The organism is Photorhabdus aballayi, assembly GCF_026153155.1.
Taxonomy (GTDB): Bacteria; Pseudomonadota; Gammaproteobacteria; order Enterobacterales; family Enterobacteriaceae; genus Photorhabdus; species Photorhabdus luminescens.
Genome location: NZ_JAPFCD010000004.1, coordinates 126,894 through 146,162 on the forward strand (window position 1 = coordinate 126,894; position 19,269 = coordinate 146,162).

General features: G+C 41.8%; 27 protein-coding genes and 1 other RNA gene. 18 read left to right on the forward strand and 10 right to left on the reverse strand.

What is annotated here, in order from left to right; all coding sequences use genetic code 11:
* The first annotated feature begins 85 nt into the window (after positions 1-85).
* Positions 86-1,129: a DNA-methyltransferase gene (locus OO184_RS03665; protein WP_265378087.1), complete on the forward strand. Its 1,044-nt coding sequence runs from the start codon at positions 86-88 to the stop codon at positions 1,127-1,129.
* Between the two features lie 43 nt (positions 1,130-1,172).
* On the opposite strand, the gene OO184_RS03670 is transcribed toward OO184_RS03665, so the two are convergent.
* Positions 1,173-1,574 carry a YjaA family stress response protein gene (locus OO184_RS03670; RefSeq protein WP_265378088.1) on the reverse strand — a complete coding sequence of 134 codons (402 nt, stop codon included), beginning with the start codon at positions 1,572-1,574 and terminating at the stop codon, positions 1,173-1,175.
* A gap of 160 nt (positions 1,575-1,734) precedes the next feature.
* Here OO184_RS03670 and OO184_RS03675 point away from each other — a divergent pair, with 160 nt between their 5' ends.
* From OO184_RS03675 to OO184_RS03690, 4 genes are all read left to right on the forward strand, one after another.
* The gene (locus OO184_RS03675; protein ID WP_049582239.1) at positions 1,735-1,917 is read left to right on the forward strand and encodes a phage holin family protein; all 183 of its coding nucleotides are present in this window, start codon (positions 1,735-1,737) and stop codon (positions 1,915-1,917) included.
* Positions 1,901-2,437 (forward strand): lysozyme, encoded by a 537-nt coding sequence (locus tag OO184_RS03680; RefSeq protein WP_265378021.1) that lies wholly within the window; start codon positions 1,901-1,903, stop codon positions 2,435-2,437. Before OO184_RS03675 ends, OO184_RS03680 begins: the two co-directional genes overlap by 17 nt.
* 92 nt (positions 2,438-2,529) lie before the next feature.
* Positions 2,530-2,991: a lysis protein gene (locus tag OO184_RS03685; RefSeq protein ID WP_265378022.1), complete on the forward strand. Its 462-nt coding sequence runs from the start codon at positions 2,530-2,532 to the stop codon at positions 2,989-2,991.
* 507 nt (positions 2,992-3,498) lie between these two features.
* Positions 3,499-4,077, forward strand: a complete 579-nt coding sequence (locus tag OO184_RS03690; protein WP_265378023.1) for a sce7726 family protein — start codon at positions 3,499-3,501, stop codon at positions 4,075-4,077.
* Here OO184_RS03690 and OO184_RS03695 read toward each other — a convergent pair.
* Entirely contained in the window at positions 4,037-5,140 is a 1,104-nt protein-coding gene (locus OO184_RS03695) for a beta family protein (protein ID WP_049582235.1), read from the reverse strand. The two genes, OO184_RS03690 and OO184_RS03695, sit on opposite strands and share 41 nt — an antisense overlap.
* 300 nt (positions 5,141-5,440) lie before the next feature.
* Between OO184_RS03695 and OO184_RS03700 the strand changes: the two genes are divergently transcribed.
* From OO184_RS03700 to OO184_RS03725, 6 genes are all read left to right on the forward strand, one after another.
* The gene (locus OO184_RS03700; protein ID WP_265378024.1) at positions 5,441-5,758 is read left to right on the forward strand and encodes a hypothetical protein; all 318 of its coding nucleotides are present in this window, start codon (positions 5,441-5,443) and stop codon (positions 5,756-5,758) included.
* 77 nt (positions 5,759-5,835) lie between these two features.
* Positions 5,836-6,552 (forward strand): terminase small subunit, encoded by a 717-nt coding sequence (locus OO184_RS03705; RefSeq protein WP_265378025.1) that lies wholly within the window; start codon positions 5,836-5,838, stop codon positions 6,550-6,552.
* A gap of 11 nt (positions 6,553-6,563) precedes the next feature.
* Positions 6,564-7,607: a PBSX family phage terminase large subunit gene (locus OO184_RS03710; protein WP_283256214.1), complete on the forward strand. Its 1,044-nt coding sequence runs from the start codon at positions 6,564-6,566 to the stop codon at positions 7,605-7,607.
* Complete coding sequence (locus OO184_RS03715; RefSeq protein WP_265378027.1) at positions 7,528-8,118, forward strand: baseplate hub protein; 591 nt, start codon at positions 7,528-7,530, stop codon at positions 8,116-8,118. Before OO184_RS03710 ends, OO184_RS03715 begins: the two co-directional genes overlap by 80 nt.
* A complete protein-coding gene (locus tag OO184_RS03720) occupies positions 8,090-8,782 on the forward strand; it encodes a Gp138 family membrane-puncturing spike protein (RefSeq protein WP_265378028.1) in 693 nt (230 codons plus the stop codon). Before OO184_RS03715 ends, OO184_RS03720 begins: the two co-directional genes overlap by 29 nt.
* A gap of 285 nt (positions 8,783-9,067) precedes the next feature.
* Complete coding sequence (locus tag OO184_RS03725; RefSeq protein WP_265378029.1) at positions 9,068-9,241, forward strand: hypothetical protein; 174 nt, start codon at positions 9,068-9,070, stop codon at positions 9,239-9,241.
* 56 nt (positions 9,242-9,297) lie between these two features.
* Here the strand turns inward: OO184_RS03725 and OO184_RS03730 are convergent, their stop codons facing one another.
* Both OO184_RS03730 and OO184_RS03735 read right to left on the reverse strand, forming a co-directional pair.
* A complete protein-coding gene (locus OO184_RS03730; RefSeq protein WP_225816663.1) occupies positions 9,298-9,669 on the reverse strand; it encodes a helix-turn-helix domain-containing protein in 372 nt (123 codons plus the stop codon).
* 3 nt (positions 9,670-9,672) lie between these two features.
* Complete coding sequence (locus tag OO184_RS03735) at positions 9,673-9,975, reverse strand: type II toxin-antitoxin system HigB family toxin (protein WP_265378030.1); 303 nt, start codon at positions 9,973-9,975, stop codon at positions 9,673-9,675.
* 83 nt (positions 9,976-10,058) lie between these two features.
* Between OO184_RS03735 and OO184_RS03740 the strand changes: the two genes are divergently transcribed.
* From OO184_RS03740 to OO184_RS03760, 5 genes are read left to right on the forward strand one after another with little or no spacing between them, the layout of a single operon-like run.
* Positions 10,059-10,415 (forward strand): contractile injection system sheath initiator, encoded by a 357-nt coding sequence (locus tag OO184_RS03740; protein WP_265378031.1) that lies wholly within the window; start codon positions 10,059-10,061, stop codon positions 10,413-10,415.
* The gene (locus tag OO184_RS03745; protein WP_265378032.1) at positions 10,415-11,656 is read left to right on the forward strand and encodes a baseplate J/gp47 family protein; all 1,242 of its coding nucleotides are present in this window, start codon (positions 10,415-10,417) and stop codon (positions 11,654-11,656) included. Before OO184_RS03740 ends, OO184_RS03745 begins: the two co-directional genes overlap by 1 nt.
* On the forward strand, positions 11,657-12,262 hold the full coding sequence (locus tag OO184_RS03750; protein WP_265378033.1) for a DUF2612 domain-containing protein: 606 nt from the start codon (positions 11,657-11,659) through the stop codon (positions 12,260-12,262).
* Positions 12,249-13,592 carry a phage tail protein gene (locus OO184_RS03755; RefSeq protein ID WP_265378034.1) on the forward strand — a complete coding sequence of 448 codons (1,344 nt, stop codon included), beginning with the start codon at positions 12,249-12,251 and terminating at the stop codon, positions 13,590-13,592. Before OO184_RS03750 ends, OO184_RS03755 begins: the two co-directional genes overlap by 14 nt.
* Positions 13,593-14,039, forward strand: coding sequence for a tail fiber assembly protein (locus OO184_RS03760; protein WP_225816658.1), 447 nt, complete (start codon positions 13,593-13,595; stop codon positions 14,037-14,039).
* 147 nt (positions 14,040-14,186) lie between these two features.
* On the opposite strand, the gene OO184_RS03765 is transcribed toward OO184_RS03760, so the two are convergent.
* From OO184_RS03765 to smpB, 4 genes are all read right to left on the reverse strand, one after another.
* The gene (locus tag OO184_RS03765; protein WP_265378035.1) at positions 14,187-14,471 is read right to left on the reverse strand and encodes a SymE family type I addiction module toxin; all 285 of its coding nucleotides are present in this window, start codon (positions 14,469-14,471) and stop codon (positions 14,187-14,189) included.
* 142 nt (positions 14,472-14,613) lie between these two features.
* The gene (locus OO184_RS03770; protein WP_049582210.1) at positions 14,614-14,799 is read right to left on the reverse strand and encodes a helix-turn-helix transcriptional regulator; all 186 of its coding nucleotides are present in this window, start codon (positions 14,797-14,799) and stop codon (positions 14,614-14,616) included.
* Positions 14,800-15,310: 511 nt separating this feature from the next.
* Positions 15,311-15,674: a transfer-messenger RNA gene (gene ssrA / locus OO184_RS03775) on the reverse strand.
* 50 nt (positions 15,675-15,724) lie between these two features.
* Positions 15,725-16,207 carry an SsrA-binding protein SmpB gene (gene smpB, locus OO184_RS03780; RefSeq protein WP_015833415.1) on the reverse strand — a complete coding sequence of 161 codons (483 nt, stop codon included), beginning with the start codon at positions 16,205-16,207 and terminating at the stop codon, positions 15,725-15,727.
* Between the two features lie 156 nt (positions 16,208-16,363).
* On the opposite strand from smpB, the gene OO184_RS03785 reads away from it, so the two are divergent.
* The gene (locus OO184_RS03785; protein WP_049582209.1) at positions 16,364-16,798 is read left to right on the forward strand and encodes a type II toxin-antitoxin system RatA family toxin; all 435 of its coding nucleotides are present in this window, start codon (positions 16,364-16,366) and stop codon (positions 16,796-16,798) included.
* Positions 16,791-17,084: an RnfH family protein gene (locus OO184_RS03790; protein ID WP_049582208.1), complete on the forward strand. Its 294-nt coding sequence runs from the start codon at positions 16,791-16,793 to the stop codon at positions 17,082-17,084. Before OO184_RS03785 ends, OO184_RS03790 begins: the two co-directional genes overlap by 8 nt.
* A 59-nt stretch (positions 17,085-17,143) precedes the next feature.
* Here the strand turns inward: OO184_RS03790 and bamE are convergent, their stop codons facing one another.
* Both bamE and recN read right to left on the reverse strand, forming a co-directional pair.
* On the reverse strand, positions 17,144-17,491 hold the full coding sequence (bamE, locus tag OO184_RS03795) for an outer membrane protein assembly factor BamE (protein ID WP_049582207.1): 348 nt from the start codon (positions 17,489-17,491) through the stop codon (positions 17,144-17,146).
* Between the two features lie 113 nt (positions 17,492-17,604).
* Positions 17,605-19,266 carry a DNA repair protein RecN gene (gene recN, locus OO184_RS03800; RefSeq protein WP_265378089.1) on the reverse strand — a complete coding sequence of 554 codons (1,662 nt, stop codon included), beginning with the start codon at positions 19,264-19,266 and terminating at the stop codon, positions 17,605-17,607.
* Positions 19,267-19,269 lie beyond the last annotated feature (3 nt).

Here is a 19,269-nt window from a genome sequence, read left to right on the forward strand (position 1 = left end):
GCGGTGAAATGGACGGCTGGTGGAGTTGACAACACCAGCCATTCGCCTGTTCTGTGCTAACCAGAGAGTAAGCCAGTATCGATTTATGGAAAATATTGTGAATTTAAGTGATATCACATTAATTAATGACGACTCTCTACGATTTATCAAAATGTTACCAGACAACTGCATAGACTTAATTGCCACTGATCCGCCCTATTTTCGGGTAAAAGAGTGTGGTTGGGACAGACAATGGGAGGATGTAACGGTTTATCTTGCATGGCTGGATGAAGTACTGACTGAATTCTGGCGTGTGCTGAAACCCAACGGCAGTTTGTATATGTTTTGTGGTTCGCGTCTGGCGTCTGATACGGAAATCCTTGTTCGTGAACGGTTCAATGTGCTTAACCACATTATCTGGGCAAAACCTTCTGGTCCGTGGCGCAGACAGAATAAAGAAAGTTTAAGGGCTTATTTCCCTGCTACTGAACGGATCATATTTGCTGAACATTATCAGGGGCCTTATCAACCCAAAGGTGATGGGTATTTCCATCAGTGCCGCGAACTTAAGCAATATGTCTTTAAACCGCTTGTGGACTACTTTCGCAACGCACGGAAGGCGTTAGGTGTCACAGCAAAAGAAATTCATAAGGCAACGGGAAAGCAGATGGCCAGCCACTGGTTCAGCGATAGTCAATGGCAATTACCCAATGAAGTAGACTACCAAAAACTGGAGGTACTGTTTGCCCGAATAGCCAAAGAAAAACACCAGAACGGAGAATTAAACAGGTTGTATCATGAGTTAGTAGAATCTCATCTTACTTTATCACGCCAGTATGAAGAATTGAGTCGGGAATATGGGCTGCTGCGTCGCCCGTTTTCTGTAACTGTTGATGTTCCCTATACCGATGTATGGATGTTTCCCTCTGTTCAGTATTACCCTGGCAAACACCCTTGTGAAAAGCCAGCCGATTTGATGGCACATATTATCCAGTCTAGCAGCCGGGAAGGAGATCTAGTGGCAGATTTCTTTATGGGATCGGGTGCAACACTAAAAGCAGCACTAAAGCTGAATCGTCGTGTCTTGGGTGTAGAATTAGAAGAAGAATACTTTAATCAAACTAAGCAGGAAATTGGGGCGATGATATGAATAACTACCTCGCTGCGGTGAGGGGTTATTTGAGTTTCTCTCATTAGTTGTTATGGCGAAATAATGAATTGTTGGATAGTATTTGGCGGATTTCATCGTCAGAAAGTGGTAGTAATCGCGGTGAACAGAGATTAACGTTTTGACTTGAAGTAATTCTCTTAGCGAGATCTATATAAGCTCTGAATTCAACTTGACTGTGTCCACCTTCATTCATTTCCATCGGCTGAATAATCACATGATGGTTTGATAAAAAAAAGTTATACCAAGTATTTTTCCTCACTTTTTTTATTAGTTTTTTAAGCAAAAACATTGCAGGTATCATTTGCCCTAGCAATAAACGAGATGTAGTAAAGGGAGTGTCGGGGGTACCAGAGACTTCTTTACCAGTACTGACGTTGCGAACAACAATTTTATTAATATATAGTCGTATGTAAATTAAGCTCATAAAAATGTGTATGTCAGGTAATGCAAATTTGTTATAAGTATACGTTCTTCTCTTAATACAGTGAAGTCTGATTCTCACTGAGTCTTTTAAATCAATACCGGGCAAATCAGCCCAAACAATTAAATTAACTAAATGATCACCCCATCAGTAGGATGGAATTATGCGTATGGACAAATACACCAGCCCCATTGCATATACTTGGGGCGCTTTTACAGCAATGCTTGGCGCTCTGTCGCTGAACGACTGGGCCATCATTATTGGCATTATCTGCACTGTTGGTACCTTTGGGGTCAACTGGTACTACAAGCATCGGGAGTTTAGCCGCAATGACAAAGACCAGTAAATTAAGTGCTGCGGTTATCGGTCTGGCTCTCTCTGGTGCAGGTGCTATGGCGATACTGTCTCAGTTTTTGGACGAGAAAGAGGGTAACCGGTTATCAACGTATCAGGATGTGGGTGGAGTCTGGACAATCTGCCGAGGTGTGACTCGGATTGATGGAGCTCCCGTTCGTCAAGGGATGAGGTTAATACTGAATCAGTGCCGTGACCTCAATGCACAAGAAGCAAAGCAGGCCATCGCATGGGTAAAACGCAATGTGCGGGTGCCATTAACTGAACCTCAGATAGCAGGTATTGCCAGCTTTTGCCCGTATAACATTGGCCCATCGAAATGCTTCTCTTCCACGTTCTATCGAAAGCTGAATGCCGGAGATAAGAAAGGTGCTTGTGCTGAGGTAAAGCGTTGGGTATTTGACGATGGTCGAGATTGCCGACAAACCAAAGGGCAGGCAAGCGGCTGTTATGGTCAGGTTGAGCGACGCGCCCAGGAATCGGAATTAACTTGCTGGGGGTTGGATGAATAGACATTCGTTGGCCGGAAGATTGTTTCTGTTTGGTTTTGTTCTTACTTTGATAGGTAAAGATGGATGGGGTTGGTTTCTGGGGCGTTGTTGCTATGAAATTTAGCTTTCATTACTACACGATACTAGCGTTGATCCTTATTTCATTGACAGCGTATTGTTATCACTCTGAGTTACAGAAAGAACGGCATATTGCAAAACAGTGGCAATCAGAAATCCAACAACTTACGGACACACTTAATTATCAAAACTCACATATCACAATGTTGAACGAACTAGATATTAAACACACACGAGAACTTGCTAATGCTAAATCTGAAATTGATGGCCTTCGTGATGATGTTGCCGCTGGTCGTCGTCGGTTGCGCATCGCGGCCACCTGTCCCGTGTGTGAGGCCACTACCTCCGGCGGCGTGGGCACTACAACCACAGTCGAACTCACTGGAGAAACTGGATCAACTGTTCTTGATATCCGAGAAGGCATCATCAATGACCGAGCAAAATTAAGATATTTGCAGGATTACATAAAAACTGAATGTTACAAGGTGACAAAATGAAAACAGAAGTTGATCTGATTTACTTCGAGAAAGACAGGGAAACGCAAACACGACTCAGTAAATACTATGTATAGCACAACAATTCAGAGACGATCCTTGATCAAACGCTTATCATCAGCAAAGGCGAATTCGGTAAATACATTGCAAAAATGGCGTTTACTAATGTCCCTAAACTGAAATCAGAGAAAGAGACAGCAATTAAAACTGGCGGACTGGATGAAACGTATGAGTGAAGTGATAAAAGAACACTGGCAGGATAAGATACCGCATCCAGAGGCAGCTCCTTCTAATTGAGGAATAGAACACATTGCCACCTCAGAGCAAATGATACTGGGGTGGCTGGAGTATGTTAGGGGGCAGTGCATTAACTGGGTATTGGAATTTTTTCTTAAAATCGGCTTTACGTCAGAGGACGAAGAAAAAAATAGTGCTATATATTTAGTTAGCGTTTAAAGTTCCTGGCCTCAAAAACGGTTACATTAACACCTTGGAAAGAAAGACAAGATAATGAAAGACATAGACGTGCGGCGTGCTGTTCATTCTAAGATACTGAAGGAGCATCACAAAGATCCAGATACATTGATTATTGACGAGTTTACAATGAGTCTCGGAGCAAGCCGTGCTGATATTACGGTGATTAATGGACTTATGCATGGTTATGAAATCAAAAGTAAAAGTGATAACTTGCTCCGTTTACCATTACAGATTCAATATTATTCATCGGTTATGGATAAGGTAACTCTTGTTGTTTCTGAAACTCACTCTAAGCCAGCAATGGAGATTATTCCTGATTGGTGGGGAGTTAAGATAGTAATGCAAGGTACAAGAAATGGTATACATTTACATACTGAGCGCCACAATCGCCTTAATCCGTCTATAGATAAAGTATCCCTTTCTATGTTGCTATGGAAAGAGGAAATGCTGGAAATTTTCTCTGATTTAGGTAAAGACCGTGGTCTAAAAAGCAAACCACGGCGTGTGTTATGGAATAAATTAGCAGAAACTGTAGATACAGATGAGCTTCGTGATTTGGTCAGGAAAAAGCTTAAAGCCCGTACAAATTGGAGAGCTGAGAGACTACCTTAGTAATATGGTGGTTTTGTCCAATTCTCCTCCAAACTTCTGGACTGCCAAACTTGTGATTTCCCTCAGGATCTTGAAGGTATTGCGTGTATTCTCTCGCGTAATTATCAATATCTTTATCACCCGTAGAGAATGAATTTCCTGAGTATTCAGGGTGGGTCACAATTGCTTTACTATGAGCGCCATACTGTTCATAGCCATATCGATTCGCAACTTGCCCTCTAAATACTAAAAAATCACTATCGGCAGTATATCGAACACTGGCGGTAACACTGGGGAATCGAGTTGCAAGGCGAGAATAATCAGGGTGCTGTATACCATAGTCACTATAAATGACGTTTCTTAATAACTGTCCGCTAGAGTGAAGAGCTTGCCACAATGTCCATTCCAAGCGAGTTTGAGAGTAAGTTCCTAATGATATGCCGCTCAAATCAATAGGGAAAGATCCTGATGCTAATGATATAGAACGGAATCTCTGGAGGTTGCTAAAGTTATTAATCAAGCCCAACGCAAGTATTTTGCTATGCCCTGAGCTGACATCACTTTCTGATAGCATATCTCGTAGATCGATAATTACATCAATATGCTCAGGGGTAATTTGTAATTCATGGATATAATCAGTAATTAGCTGAGGATTGACTAAATCAGTGGTTGTTAATCTGAAGCAAATTTCGCTCTGCACAAGGGTGCTGATAGATTGTTTATAATCAACTGATCTGGTCGGAGATGTTACCGGAATCACTCTAAACCCAGCGTTTCTTGCTTGGATTATCGCATTTTCAATTGGATATGTGTCTGTTGAAGCAATAAATTGCTCTTCGATTAAAATCCCATCTAAAAATACTATAGGAATACCATCACACCCAGAAAGAATTTTTCTCTCAAACCCATTTAACATTTCATTATATGTTTTATCTGGGATATCTGTGTCAGGGTCTATGGGAACTGGCTCAATTTCTAATAGAGGAATAATCTTTGATTTCGTAAAAGTGTCGAGTTGATTTAATGCATTAAATTCAGCTCTTTTGGTCTTTAAGATAGGGATATATGAAATTGTTTCAAGCACTGTTTATCTCCTAATTTTGATAAGGTTAAAGAATAGACAGTCTATTACCTTTCGTTAGATAACACATAGAGAGCTGGATCGTATATTCTTAATATAGATGAAGATATGAATTAATAATCGTGATGTTATTCATGTTTCCTCACTAACATAATTTTCTAACGATAAATTCTTATTTCTGTGTCCATTCCCTGAGTAGCTACAGGAATATCCCCATGCCATCACATCTCGTGGTGGCGTTTTGTATCCATCGCGTACTAGTGATAATACTGATGTATAATCCTCCCATGTAAGGAGGAAGTGATGTTAAAAATATTCAATTGTGTAAAACTTATCGGATTGCTGATTGTTTTTATTTTACCTTGTATTGGGTACTCGGAAACCCAATACGCAGATCCTATGACAACATGTCTAAATGATTATGTTCTTCCTAAATTATCAGCAGACATACTGCCTGAGAAGTTAGTGAGTGATGCTTTTATTACGTGTAAATCTCAGGTTGATGAGTGGCTTAAGCCTTTTGAGGCTATTGATAAACGTGAAGAAAACTATAAATCTATGCATGATTTTTATGTTCGAATGGTAAATATCAGACGGAAAGCCGAATTAAGCAATAACTGAGTGATGATTCTTTGTTATTGAGTAAATATTGCATGTTGACCACCTTTCACGGTGGTTTTTTATTTTAAGGTAAAGAGATGGCAAAAAATACTGACTGGGAGGGAATAGAGCGTGATTACCGTTTTGGCCTTCTCTCAATCAGGGAGATTGCCAAACAACACGGTATTAGTGATGCAGCGATTCGAAAGAGAGCGAAAACTGAGGGATGGGTTCGCACTATTGTTGAAAGTACGCAGTGCGAACCTGATGTGAACCAGGCGCAAAGTCAGGTAGCAAGTAGTACCAGTAATATCTTGGAGTCTGAAAAGTTCGCAGAAAGTTCGCAGGGAACCGCAGGGATTCTAAAGCCGCAATACGAACAGTTTGCTCAGAACATAGCTGCGGGTATGCCGATGAAAGAAGCGGCAATCTGTGCGGGTTATTCTCCCTCTCGCGCTGATTCTCAATCATCCATATTGATACGTAGACCGGAAATCAAAGCCCGCATTCGAGAACTGAGAAACGAAGCGGCGCTCCTTGTTTCATTCAATGCTGGACACTTGGCTGAGTTGTCGTTTCGTGCAGGGAAGGAAGCGTTAGCAGATAAAAAGTTTGGGCAAGTTGCGCTGAATATTAAGAACGCTGCGCAGCTTACAGGTATCGACATGAGCAGCAATAAGACTGAGGTCAATGTCGATCTTGCTGGACTGAGTTACGGAAAAGTCTGCATTGTGACCCCTGCGAATTGCCCGGCTGATGTGTGGGCTTCTCACATGGAGAAGCTCCGCGAGGGAAAACAGATAGCCCGGTCATAATTGATGGTGTTCTGTACGCCTTTAGTAGTGACTGGGCGACAGAGGTTTTATATGACCGTGCATTAGGTTCTGTCCGTTGGCGTTGGACGTATGGCGGGCGGGGTGGCGGTAAATCGGTAGAGATTGCCCGTGCGCTGGTATTGTTGGGCGCAATAGAGCCAATGATTATTCTCTGCGCGCGCGAATTCCAAAACTCTATTAACGATTCCGTCCTTGCCCTGCTTGAGGCTCAAATCATTGATCTTGGGCTGTCCCACTTCTACAAAGTCAAGAACAACGAGATAGAAGGTCGGAATGGCACTCGTTTCACGTTTAAAGGTCTTCGAAACAACATTCAAAGCATCAAGTCGATGCATGGCATTAAGATCTGTTGGGTAGAGGAAGCTCAAACGGTATCACAAGATAGTTGGGATATCCTCGGTCCGACAGTTCGCGCCAATAAATCCGAAGTCTGGGTTTCTTTTAATCCTCGCGAAGAGGAAGACCCGACATATAAACTGATGACCCGGCATCAGGAAGATCCGCCCGATGGTGGCGTGATTATCCGCAAAGTTAACTATTGCGATAACGCCTTTTTCCCTGACGTACTCCGGCAGGAAATGGAATACTGCATCCGATCCCCTTTGGGAAGGGTTAGGGCAGCGCTACAAATTATATTACCTTTTCCCAAGAGAGGTGACTCCATGACGTACAAGCAACGCAATATCAAAGTTGAATTTCAGCTAGTTGACGGCAAGACATTTGATGATAGCGGTAACAATATACTGACTATCGAAAATGCACGCGCTTATGTCAACATAGCGGCGTGGGGCGGCATATCAGGGACACAAATAACATTACAAATCTGGGGGTTAACAACCAGTCAAATGGCAACGTTGAGCTATCGCGGGATCTGGATTGGTAGTGCAAAATTCAACTTAATGCGTGTATGGGCGGATGGTAATGCCATATTCGAGGGTTTTATCAGTGATGCTTATGCAGATTTTAATCAGTTACCTGATGCCCCTGACGATAACAGCCAGTGTGATGTTTGGCCTAAGAACAAAGGAAGTTGAACCGCTCACTGCATCGGGAGATGTGGATATTGTCGATATTATTACTGCAATGGCTAAAAAAGCCGATCTAACGGTTGAAAATTATGGCGCCAAAGGTGTTATCTCAAATCCTAATTTTACTGGAAATGTTGTTAATCAAATCCAGCAAGCCGCAAATGCGTTAGATATAGATACTGACTTCGGGATTGATAAAGTGACTATTTGGCCGCATGGTCAACCGAAAGTTGAAAAATTGTTATTTACGTCTTCCAAATATGGGTTGATTGGCTATCCCATATTTACTGGCGTAGGAATAACAGCAACTATTCTTTTCAGTAATGAAATTATTTTAGGTCGTAAGATACAAATAGAAACCTCTTTACCGAATGCTAGCGGCACTTATCTGATAACAGGGGCGGAGCACTATCTTACATCTTGGCTTGATGGTGGTCAGTGGCACACATCATTTAACGGTACTCCCGTAAAAGAGGAGGGTGACAACAATGCCAAAATTAACAACAAAGCCAGCTGATTTTTATAGTGAGGCGAATACCCTTGATTTTGTTATGAGGCAATTTCTTAGTCAGCATGTTTTTATCACTCTGGGTCTTATCATTAAATCGAATAGGAAAACCGTAGATGTCAAGCCGATGGTGCATAATATGACGGGAACCGGGAGAAAAATCGAGAATGGAATAATCTATAATGTTCCAGTATTTCGCCTCCAGCGTGGTAACAGTGCTGTCATTATGAACCCGGTTGTGGGAGATATTGGACTAATCGCTATTTGTGATCGCGACATTAGCAGCGTCATAGCAACAAAAGCACTGGCATTGCCGGGTTCAAAAAGAACACACAATTATTCAGACGCAATTTACCTGGGTGGAGTTTTAAACGCAGAACCACAACAATATGTTGAATTCGTAGATAATCAGATAAATATTGTCTCACCGAATAAAATTAATGTAGTCGCACCGACAACGGAAATTACTTCATCAAATTCAATCACAATAAACTCACCATCTATTATATTAAATGGTGCGGTTATTCAAGGTGGTGGCGGTAACGGTGGAAATGCAACATTCGGTGGAACCGTAACAGCGAGGGGTGAAATTACAGGAGATGGGATTAAACTTTCATCGCACGTTCATGGCGGTGTAAAATCTGGAGGTTCAAAAACCAACAAACCGGAATAAAAATATGTGTAGAAATCTAACATCAAATATTATTGTCACGGGGCTTTTTTTGTCAGCGTATTTAGCGCCGGGGCAGAAAACAGTGACATTTCTCGGCAGGAAAAGATTTCCGCTATGTGTGTGTCCCAGTCTATATTCCAGTAGTATGCCGCGAGTGCAGGACTGAACTATATAGATCCTTCTACTCCCGCAGAAGAGGTCCTGTTACGCACAGGAAGTTACTCGACTGAAAGCCCGGTATATAAAGCTCAAAAGGAAAATGCTGTAAATCAAGGAATAAAATTGATGCTAAACGAGAAACAAGTAATGAATGTTATCCGGTATTGCTATGAGAACCGTGATGAAGCAATGTTGTCTCAGGGAGAAGAGGCTTCATCCGCTTTTCAGCAGCTATGTGTCGTTAATCCAAAGCGTTATCTTCCTAGCTACAACACGTTAAAAGCAGCGGGAAAAATATAGAATTTATTGATTTTTAAACCCCCAAGCCAAGGATGGCTCAAATCTGAGCCATCATGCTAAGCGTGTTTAGCGGGTTTGATTAAGCTTTCCGCTGGTATTCCGAACATTTTATGTAAATTCCATACCATCGGTAGCGTAAGGCTACGTTTGCGATTAAGTATTTCGTATACACGATTGACTTTACCGATGGCGGGTACCAGGTCTTTTGCTGTTAACCCAGATTGTTCCATTCTGAATTTGATAGCTTCAATCGGATCTGGCGGGTCAATCGGGAAATGCTCGGTCTCATATGCTTCAATCAGCAAAACCATTACTTCCATGTAATCAAATTCAGGTGTTCCGATTTCTGATTGGTTATCAAAAAGTGGCGAAACAGCCTTCAATGCTGCTTGATAGTCTTGTTCGGTGCGGATGGGTTTAATATGCATGATTTACTCCGGTTCTACGATATTGGCATCTATAGCATCGTATTGCTTATGTGTGCCAATGAATTTTACGTACACCCAGCCAGCGGGGTAAAAGATGGAAACTATCAGGCGGTAGCTATTCCCTTTAATGTTAAATACCACGCGATTGTTTTTTAGAATACTCGCATTGCGGTACTGGGCTTTAATTTCAGCAGGGGTTTTCCAGGTTGCTTTCTTGGCCTCGTCAAACCATGCTTTTAACTGTTGTTCAGCATCGGGATACGTTTCCCAGAACTGTTTTAATGTACTGACTGAGATGATTTTCATAAAGTCATGTTAGTCCCAATTTGGGACAAAAGCAACTGTTTATGCCGCTAATTGCGGTTTTTTTATTTCTATAAGGATCGAAAATGCAAACTCGCTCATTTCTTCTTGATATCAAATCATGGGATTTAACGTTAGATGATTCTGGAAATGTCTCTATTACTGATAACCCTTATGCTGTGGCTCAGGATGTCGCTTGTGCCTGTAGTACATATTTGGGAGAGTGTTGGTACGACACAACATTAGGTCTTCCTTATTATCAGCGCATTCTTGGTCATTGGCCCGGAATTCAATTAATTAACAGCAAAATGCAACAAGAAGCAATGAAATTACCTTATGTTCAGTCTGCCATTTGTGAAGTTATAAGCGGGGACGAAAGAACTATTGTGGGTACGATGACAATAACGGACACGAATAATCAATCAGCGGTGGTAAATTTCTGATGACTAACTCTGTAGTACTGACAACAAGTGTTCCTAGCATAACATTTACAAAGACGGGTTTAACTGTACCCGACGAAGTTGATATTTTAAATGGGCGGCTAAATGATTTAGCTACCGCAATGGGCGGTGCAATGAGTACCAGTTTAACAACACCGCAGGGTCAAATGGCAATGAGTGATACGGCTGTCATTGCTGACAAGAACGATCAGTTACTTGCTATCGTCAATCAAATTAACCCGGATTATGCAACCGGACGTTTCCAAGATGCCATTGGGCGGATTTATTTTTTAGACCGAATTCCAGCATCGGGAACAACGGTAACAGCAACATGCACTGGGTTCGTTAATACAGTTATTCCAATTGGTAGTATTGCTCAAGATAAAAAAGGGTATCTTTATCATTCAATAACAGAGGCTAAGATCCCTGACAGCGGCTCTGTTGATGTTGTTTTCCAAAACTCAACAACAGGGCCGTTAGCATGCCAAATTGATGATTTGAACACGATTTATAGCTCGGTACCAGGCTGGTCTGGTATCAGTAATGCGAGTGCTGGCGTACCTGGCACAGATGAGGAAACTCGTGCTAATTTTGAGTATCGTCGTAAACAATCTGTTGCTAAAAATGCGACAAACTCATTACATGCCATTTATGCGGCAATATTAGCAGTAAATGGGGTAGCAGATTCATACGTTATTTCAAATGATACTTCGGTAGTAAAAACAGTCGGGGTATCAAAATACAAAATAGCGCCAAACTCTCTTTATATTGCTGTGTATGGGGGAAAGACTGAGGATGTCGCTAGAGCAATATGGAAGAAAAAGCCTCCAGGTATTCCTACGAACGGGAATACAACTCACACCATTGTGGATGATGAAAACTATGTTCAGCCTTACCCTGAATATGAAATTAAATATGTGATACCGACGCCCATTCGTGTTTATGTTGACGTCTCACTTGCTGATAGCGATTACCTTCCTGCTGATATTGAAACGCAAGTTAAATCAGCTATAGCGCAAGCATTTAACGGTGAAGATGGTGGAACGCGAGCAAGAATAGCATCTACATTATTTGCTGGTAGATATTATTCAGGCGTTTATAACATAGATACATCAAGTGTTGATATTTACAGTATTACACTTAGCCGTGACGGTACTGCTTATTCAACATCAATTAGTTTTGGTATTGATGAAATCCCAACGCTTGACACAGATAATATATTCGTGAAATTAGTAGGTTCATAAATGGAAAATGTGGAAGCAACTATTCTTGCTCAGTATGCCGCTAGCCCAAAACTCAACTCACTTATTCGAAGTTTCAATGCCGCTGTTTCCTCTACTGAATTTATTAATACATTTTACGACCTGATTTGGAATATTGACACGGCAAACACGTATGGGCTGGATGTGTGGGGAAAAATAGTGAATGTTAGCAGGCGGCTGACTGTTAATGAAAATGCAAAATATTTGGGCTTTGGTGAAGCTTTGCTGGGCGTCCCGACAACAACAGATCCAAATCCATTTGACCAGGCGCCATTTTACGCCGGGGAATCAAAAACAAAAACTATTGAACTATCAGATCAGATGTATCGAAAGCTGATTATGATGAAAGCCATGTCAAATATATCTGATTGCACTATACCAAACATCAACAGAATGCTTGTTTATATGTTTAGCGATAGCGGACGTGCATATATCACTGATGGTGGAGATATGAAGATGAGTTATGTATTTGAATTTCAGCTATCAACAGCAGAATTAGCAATTGTTCAAACATCGGGAGCACTACCGTATCCAGCCGGTGTCAGCGTCTCTATTGTCGAAAGAATACCGAAAAATGAAATTAACTGAAAAACCTACTCTTATTACTGTTCCGTTCGCAAAAGATGGGAGTTATAACGAAATTGCAACAAAGTCTACTGAAAACAGTTTGGCGAAAGGCATAGCTACATATCAGAGCGGTTTTCCCCCGTTAACGATGACAGCAATATCTGCTGGTGGAATTCCCCCATCTGGCAAAGATATGAACGGGATATTGAATGATATTACTGCCGCAATACGTTATTCAATGTCTGGTGGCCTGTATTCGTATGATGCTGATTTTAGCGCTGCCATTGATGGTTATCCTAAAGGGGCTATTGTTGCCAGTTATGATGGAAGTAAAATTTGGTGGAATGGGGTAGAAGATAACAATACAGATCCGGATAGCACATCAGCTTCCGGTTGGAAAAATCTATTAGCAGATCCTAACGGGTTATTTCTACAGAAAGCCAATAACTTATCTGATGTTAATAACAAAGCGACAGCGCGTAATAATTTAGGACTGGGAGAGCTTGCAACTCAAGATTTTATTCCCGATGCCACATTAGCCCAAAAAGGAATTATTCAGCTCACAGATAAAACCGGTAACAGTAATATACTTGCAGCAACTCAGAAACTTGCTTCCGATGTAAATGATAATGCAAATAGTAAACTCGCTAAAAATCAAAATGGCGCTGACATCTTCAATAAAACTGAATTTGTAAAAAATATCGGTTTATCGGAAACGGTAGAATTGGCGAAAAGTGCCGTGCCGAGTAGTCGGAAAATTAACGGGAAGCTGTTGGCTGGGGATATTAGTTTGAATGCTGAAGATGTGGGAAGTTATGCTAAATCTGAGAGCGATAATACTTTTTTGCGTATTTCTAGCAATAAAACCGCAACTGTTGGTAGTTTACTGATTGACAGTAAAACTCCTTTTCCTAAATTGCGTTTCAAATCGAAAGATGGGTATGTATTGGGAATTAACGGTTCTGAAGGGAAATTGTTGCATATCTATTCTGACGATCCCAAAAATCAGCGGCGTTACAATATATTAACGCCTGAGAAAAGTGGTACTCTTGCATTACAAAATACAGCTATAAAATCCGAAAATGGCTGGTGGCAATGTGGAGATACGGGGATAATTATTCAATGGGTTAAAGTCCCATCAGCTCAACAATCATGGATAAAGGTAAATTATCCAATTTCTTTTAAAAATAAGCTTTTTGGCTATATTGCAAGCATGTCGAGTATCAATACATCAACTGGCCACACATTAGTACGTAATGCAACACTATCGACATTTGAATATCAAGCAGGCACTCCCAACAATGATGAGAATCCAGGCAAAGTTGTACATATATTATTTTGGGGGGTATAAATGGTCTATTTTTCCAGAAAAGAATGTGTTTTTTATAATGAAGCTCATGAAGAGTGTGTTGAAATAACAGCAGAAAAACACAATGAATTACTTGACGGTCAATCACGCGGTTTTGCTATCGTCAGTGATAAAGACGGTTATCCAATTCTTACAAAACAAGCGCCATCTGTTTATCACAAATGGGATAGTGAAAAGTGGATAATATCAGAAAGTGATAAAATAAAGCTCAGACGGGAACAGCAGCAACAATCAGAACATAAGAAACAGCAACTTATGCTCACTGTAAGTAAACAGATCGCTCCGTTACAAGATGCTGTAGATTTGGGGATGTCGAGTGATGAGGAAAAATCGCTGTTAGCAGAGTTAAAAAAATATAGAGTATTATTGAACCGCGTTGATGTTAATTCAGCGTCAGATATTAACTGGCCCGAAAAACCCTTAGAATAATGGAATCAGGGCCAATTGAACCGACCCCCAATAGCTAGATAAGTCTAATCAAATGTGGTTTTTCTGCACTACTCTGATTGAATCGTCCTCAAAATGTTGGATAACCATCCAACATTTAAAGGTGTAGTCCATTTATGCTTTAGTCTATTAGATAAGCATCAACCCACCAGGATAATACTTAATCCAGTCAATAGCAGCATTGGGGTTAAATGGCTCAATACTCAGTCCTTCCAGGCATTGCCAGAGTTCCTGGGTGTTCTGGGCGGTAATAACAATACAGTCCGGCATCACCCGGATTTTTAGTGGCATTCCGAAGGTAAATCCCGCCTCCTGTAACCATTTTCTTTTTAAAGAAATGCCGTTTTTAGCTACTTTGCCCAAACGTTCAGCTTGGGAAATTCGGCGAATTGCTTTATTATCGCATTTAGCCATAATTAACTACCTCATATAGTTAGTTGTGGTAAGCAGGGTTATCGGGTGCCCGCCCGGTAGCTCTGCGTCAGTGAAAATAGTCTCTCAATGTTGAATTATGAACTATAGGTCACTTTTCTGCAATAAAAATGTGACCTATAGTTTACCTAGACTTTTCGTTTTCAGGTAGTCCATTGAGGGCATCATTCCAGTGTTGATCTCGTTCTATATTATTCACTATTTTGCTGATCCATGTTTCTGATTTACCCCACCGTATAGCCAGTTCGCGGCGCGTCCAGCCTTTTCGTTTCATCTCAGACTTAAACAATTCTGGCGGTATACGTTTCAAAATTACTCCACAAATATAAACTGTTTATCGGCACATCATAGTATAGCCATTTCGCCGATAGGGTGACATTGGTAAATAAAATGACCGCTTAAGTGAGACAAACAAGACTCCATGAACATTAGGATATGTCATACCAGAAATACCGATCACTAAGGCGATTGTTATATGAAGTTGAGTTACATGTGTGCATCAAAAGCTGGTGGTATCAGGTGCTGGATTTATAAATAATGCCCTATGAGGCAGAGATCTGATGAGGCATTTTATTTTGCACTACGCATTATGATAGAGGTGTTGGCCCTTTTAATGAGTATAGTATTAACACCTGACTGTGAGGAGTTGGTTGCTGTGCTACGGGCATAAAAAAACCAACCTAATTATGGTTGGTTTTTCCAAAAGCTCCGCGGCTCCTTTGCGTATTCTTTTGTGTCCCTTCATCGTCCGGTCAGTGTCCAATCAACTTTGCTAACTCGCTGTTTTTAAAGCTGTTGTCCTGTCACTGTCCCTACTAATTTGGTGGAGCTGGCGGGAGTTGAACCCGCGTCCGAAATTCCTACATCCTTGGTACTACATGCTTAGTCTAATCTTTACATTCGCTTGCCAGCTGCGGATAGACACGCCACTAACAAACTAGCCTGATTAGGTTTAACGCTTCAACCCCAGGCAAGGCATCCACGCGATCTCTTTTGGGTTTGACCTCTCTTGATCCCCGTCCTAAGAGCGGAGGCTAGGGAGAGAGGGCTCTGCGCAGGTTATTAAGCTGCCAGTGCGTATTTTTCGTCGTTTGCGACTATTTTTTTGCGGCTTTTTACGAGGCCAACCGCCCCTCGGCATGCACCTTGGGTTTCGCGAATCCCGTCGAATCCAGAATCAGCCCCAAGTGTCTTAAAAACAAGTATATCAGAATACTAAACTATAATGCCAGAATTTATCGCCCAGCATTCTTCATAATACGTGCTTTGTCTAATTTCCATTCACGTTCTTTAATGTCCGAACGTTTGTCGTGTGCCTTTTTACCCTTTGCTACGCCAATTTTGACCTTGCACCAGGCGTTTTTCCAATAGAGAGATAAGGCAACAACGGTATAACCTTCACGATTGACTCGACCATATAATGAGTCAAGTTCGCGCTGGTTAAGTAAGAGTTTGCGTGAACGCATTGGATCACAGACGACATGGGAAGAAGCTACATTTAACGGGGTGATGGTGGCGCCAAAAAGATAAGCGTCGCCATCTTTGAGCAAAACGTAACTGTCGCTGATGTTGGCTTTACCAGCGCGCAGTGATTTGACTTCCCATCCTTGTAACGAGAGACCCGCTTCAAATTCTTCTTCAATGAAGTATTCGTGACGAGCTCGTCTATTCATGGCAATGGTTGCCGAACCGGGTTTGTGTGCTTTTTTCTTTGTCATAGTGTATGCATTATACTGAATGCTTTGGTGAAAGAAATCTTTTCCCGCGCATATTTGCTGATTAATGAGTGTTTATTGCATTATACGCTGACAGATTTTTCTTTGATCACGTATAGGTGATATTATTCACTACAATTAAGCCTTACAGGAAATTATATGCCACAGATTAGTCGCTCTGCGTTAGTACCATTCAGCGTGGAACAAATGTACAGATTGGTCAATGATATCGGTTCTTACCCGGATTTTTTACCGGGATGTGTCGGTAGTCGGGTGTTGAGTGTTAGCAGTAATGAAATGACCGCATCAGTCGATGTTTCAAAAGCGGGTATAAGCAAGACTTTTGTTACCCGGAATATTCTGGCCGATAATCAAAGTATCAATATGCAACTGGTAGACGGGCCGTTTCGTAAGTTGATGGGAGGCTGGCAGTTTATACCACTGAGTGAAAGTGCCTGTAAAGTTGAGTTGCACCTTGATTTTGAATTCACTAATAAACTGATTGAACTGGCTTTCGGTAAGATATTTAAGGAATTGGCTGGAAGTATGGTGCAAGCTTTTACCCTGCGTGCACGCGAGGTTTATCGTGTCTGATATCAATATTGAAGTCGTTTATGCATTGCCTGATCGCCAATATCTGCGTACGGTGAAATTAGCTCAAGGCGCAACTGTTGAACAGGCAATAGTTGCATCAGGCTTGCTGACTTTGCGTAATGATATTGATCTGCAAAAGAATAAAATCGGAGTTTATAGCCGCCCTGTCAAGTTGACGGATATTTTGGAAGAAGGTGATAGGGTGGAAATTTACCGCCCATTATTGGCTGATCCAAAAGAAATGCGTCGTAAGCGTGCTGAGCGGGCTAAAAATAATGCTCAATAATTACCATAGACAGTCAGCCATCTATTTTTTTGACTGACTGTCTATTTATATCTCTTTGGTTATTGGAGATCTTCGGTAAGTGAGTTTTCGTTTTTAATGTCAGTCAGTACACCATTACTGTCAAATGTCAGTGTCAGAGTTTGCTGAGTCACTTTTTCGTGCCCAGGCTGTTGACGAAATACATAAAACCACGTTTGAGTCCCAAACGGGTCTTGTAACATTGGTGTTCCTAATGTGTAAGCTACCTGTTGCTGGGTCATTCCCTTGTGGATTTTTGATACACTAGCAGGTGTTAGGTAGTTCCCCTGATTAATGTCAGGGCGATAAACAGCCCGTTCCAGCGTAGAGCAACCCGCAGTCAGCATGACAAATGATACAGCAGCGGCAGTCAACATTTTACAGCGCATGGTAATTACATTCCTTTAGGAGTCAGGGTGTTGATAATAATAGACCTTGACGAGATTGAAAACCTTTACAAGCTGTAGCTATGACCCTAAATATACGCAAAAGTTGTGTCAAATTATGCTGCTAGTAGCTCTTTGGCATTTGCCAGGGTATTTTTTGTCACTTCACTGCCTGCGAGAAGCCGCGCCAGCTCTTGTAATCTGGCTTTTTTATCCAACAACTGCATTTGGGTTTCAGTTTCTTCACCATCAGTCTGTTTACTGACATAAAAATGTTGGTGCCCACAACCGGCTACTTGAGGCAAGTGGGTGACGCACATAACCTGCGTAGATTCGCCTAATTCACGTAACAGACGGCCGACAATTGCGGCTGTTGGGCCACTGATACCGACATCCACTTCATCGAAAATCAAGGCGGAAGTTTCCATTTTCTTAGCCGTTATAACCTGAATTGCCAGCGCAATACGGGAAAGTTCACCACCTGAAGCGACTTTTGCGAGAGATTGGTGTGGCTGACCGGGGTTAGTGGTGACGTTAAATTCAACTTTATCTGAACCGTCGGCATTCAGATGTTCAGGTGCAAAAGAGACATCAATGGTAAAGCGACCATGAGGCATGGCGAGTTGATGCATACTGTGAGTAATGAGTTCGCTTAATTCTTTGGCATATTGCTGGCGAACCAGATGCAATTTTTCTGCGACTTCCAATGCCTGCTTATGGTGTTGATTAACCTGCTCGCTAAGGTGGGTGCAGTCGTCTTCTTGTTGCGCCAACAATTGTTGTTCTTCCAGTAATTGTTGATGCAGTGAAGGAAGTTCTTCCGGTGCAACGTGGTGTTTACGGGCCACTCTAATTTGTTGTGAAATTTTTTGTTCCAGTTCAAAGAGACGGTTTGGGTCCATATCCAGTTGATCGCCGTAGTGGCGGAGTTCATCGCTGACTTCATTAATCTGAATGGATGCTTCTTCCAGCATAGAGAGTAACTGATTGAATTTATCGTCCATAGTGATGAGTTCTGCTAGCTCGTGTTTAGCATAATTCAGCAGGCTGATAATATTTTGTTCATCGTTATCACTTAGTAATTGGAGTGCGGTTTGGCTGACAGAGAGCAACTGACCGCGGTTTGCTAGCCGTTTATATTCATTATCTTGTTCCTGATATTCACCTGGTTGCGGCGCCAACTCATTGAGCTCTTTTAAGTGATACTCCAGTAACTGTTGACGAGATTGACGTTCAAGCGCCTGTTGTTGGAATCGAGCCAGATCCTGACAGCTTTGGTGCCATTGCTGATATGCCTGTTTCATTTCATGTTGTAGATTGAATTGATTAGCGTAAGTATCGAGCAGCCGTTTTTGGTGACCGTTATTCAATAGTAATTGGTGAGCGTGTTGACCATGAATTTGAATAAGGTGAGTACCTAGTTCACGTAGTTGGGAAATCGGTACGGCAGTGCCATTGATAAAGCCTCTGGAGCGGCCATCTGACGTTATTGTGCGGCGTAGTAAGCATTCATTACTATCATCCAGTTGGTGTGCTTCTAACCATTGACGAGCAGAAGGCGTATCAGAAAGAGAAAAGCGGGCGCAAATATCAGCACGAGAAGCCCCGCTACGCACCATATTGGCCTCGCCACGATTACCCAGACATAAACCTAATGCATCAATTGCGATGGATTTACCCGCGCCGGTTTCACCCGTGATGGCTGTCATACCTGGCTGGAAGTCAATTTCAAGCTCACGAACAATGGCAAAATGGCTAATAGTTAACTGGGTGAGCATCAT

Bases quoted from the DNA above. Each gene is read 5' to 3' on its own strand.
- OO184_RS03665 (WP_265378087.1), top strand. From the start codon at position 86: ATGGAAAATATTGTGAATTTAAGTGATATCACATTAATTAATGACGAC.
- OO184_RS03670 (WP_265378088.1), bottom strand. From the start codon at position 1,574: ATGAGCTTAATTTACATACGACTATATATTAATAAAATTGTTGTTCGC.
- OO184_RS03675 (WP_049582239.1), top strand. From the start codon at position 1,735: ATGCGTATGGACAAATACACCAGCCCCATTGCATATACTTGGGGCGCT.
- OO184_RS03680 (WP_265378021.1), top strand. From the start codon at position 1,901: ATGACAAAGACCAGTAAATTAAGTGCTGCGGTTATCGGTCTGGCTCTC.
- OO184_RS03685 (WP_265378022.1), top strand. From the start codon at position 2,530: ATGAAATTTAGCTTTCATTACTACACGATACTAGCGTTGATCCTTATT.
- OO184_RS03690 (WP_265378023.1), top strand. From the start codon at position 3,499: ATGAAAGACATAGACGTGCGGCGTGCTGTTCATTCTAAGATACTGAAG.
- OO184_RS03700 (WP_265378024.1), top strand. From the start codon at position 5,441: ATGTTAAAAATATTCAATTGTGTAAAACTTATCGGATTGCTGATTGTT.
- OO184_RS03705 (WP_265378025.1), top strand. From the start codon at position 5,836: ATGGCAAAAAATACTGACTGGGAGGGAATAGAGCGTGATTACCGTTTT.
- OO184_RS03715 (WP_265378027.1), top strand. From the start codon at position 7,528: ATGCAGATTTTAATCAGTTACCTGATGCCCCTGACGATAACAGCCAGT.
- OO184_RS03720 (WP_265378028.1), top strand. From the start codon at position 8,090: ATGCCAAAATTAACAACAAAGCCAGCTGATTTTTATAGTGAGGCGAAT.
- OO184_RS03725 (WP_265378029.1), top strand. From the start codon at position 9,068: ATGCTAAACGAGAAACAAGTAATGAATGTTATCCGGTATTGCTATGAG.
- OO184_RS03730 (WP_225816663.1), bottom strand. From the start codon at position 9,669: ATGCATATTAAACCCATCCGCACCGAACAAGACTATCAAGCAGCATTG.
- OO184_RS03735 (WP_265378030.1), bottom strand. From the start codon at position 9,975: ATGAAAATCATCTCAGTCAGTACATTAAAACAGTTCTGGGAAACGTAT.
- OO184_RS03740 (WP_265378031.1), top strand. From the start codon at position 10,059: ATGCAAACTCGCTCATTTCTTCTTGATATCAAATCATGGGATTTAACG.
- OO184_RS03745 (WP_265378032.1), top strand. From the start codon at position 10,415: ATGACTAACTCTGTAGTACTGACAACAAGTGTTCCTAGCATAACATTT.
- OO184_RS03750 (WP_265378033.1), top strand. From the start codon at position 11,657: ATGGAAAATGTGGAAGCAACTATTCTTGCTCAGTATGCCGCTAGCCCA.
- OO184_RS03755 (WP_265378034.1), top strand. From the start codon at position 12,249: ATGAAATTAACTGAAAAACCTACTCTTATTACTGTTCCGTTCGCAAAA.
- OO184_RS03760 (WP_225816658.1), top strand. From the start codon at position 13,593: ATGGTCTATTTTTCCAGAAAAGAATGTGTTTTTTATAATGAAGCTCAT.
- OO184_RS03765 (WP_265378035.1), bottom strand. From the start codon at position 14,471: ATGGCTAAATGCGATAATAAAGCAATTCGCCGAATTTCCCAAGCTGAA.
- smpB (WP_015833415.1), bottom strand. From the start codon at position 16,207: ATGACAAAGAAAAAAGCACACAAACCCGGTTCGGCAACCATTGCCATG.
- OO184_RS03785 (WP_049582209.1), top strand. From the start codon at position 16,364: ATGCCACAGATTAGTCGCTCTGCGTTAGTACCATTCAGCGTGGAACAA.
- bamE (WP_049582207.1), bottom strand. From the start codon at position 17,491: ATGCGCTGTAAAATGTTGACTGCCGCTGCTGTATCATTTGTCATGCTG.
- recN (WP_265378089.1), bottom strand. From the start codon at position 19,266: ATGCTCACCCAGTTAACTATTAGCCATTTTGCCATTGTTCGTGAGCTT.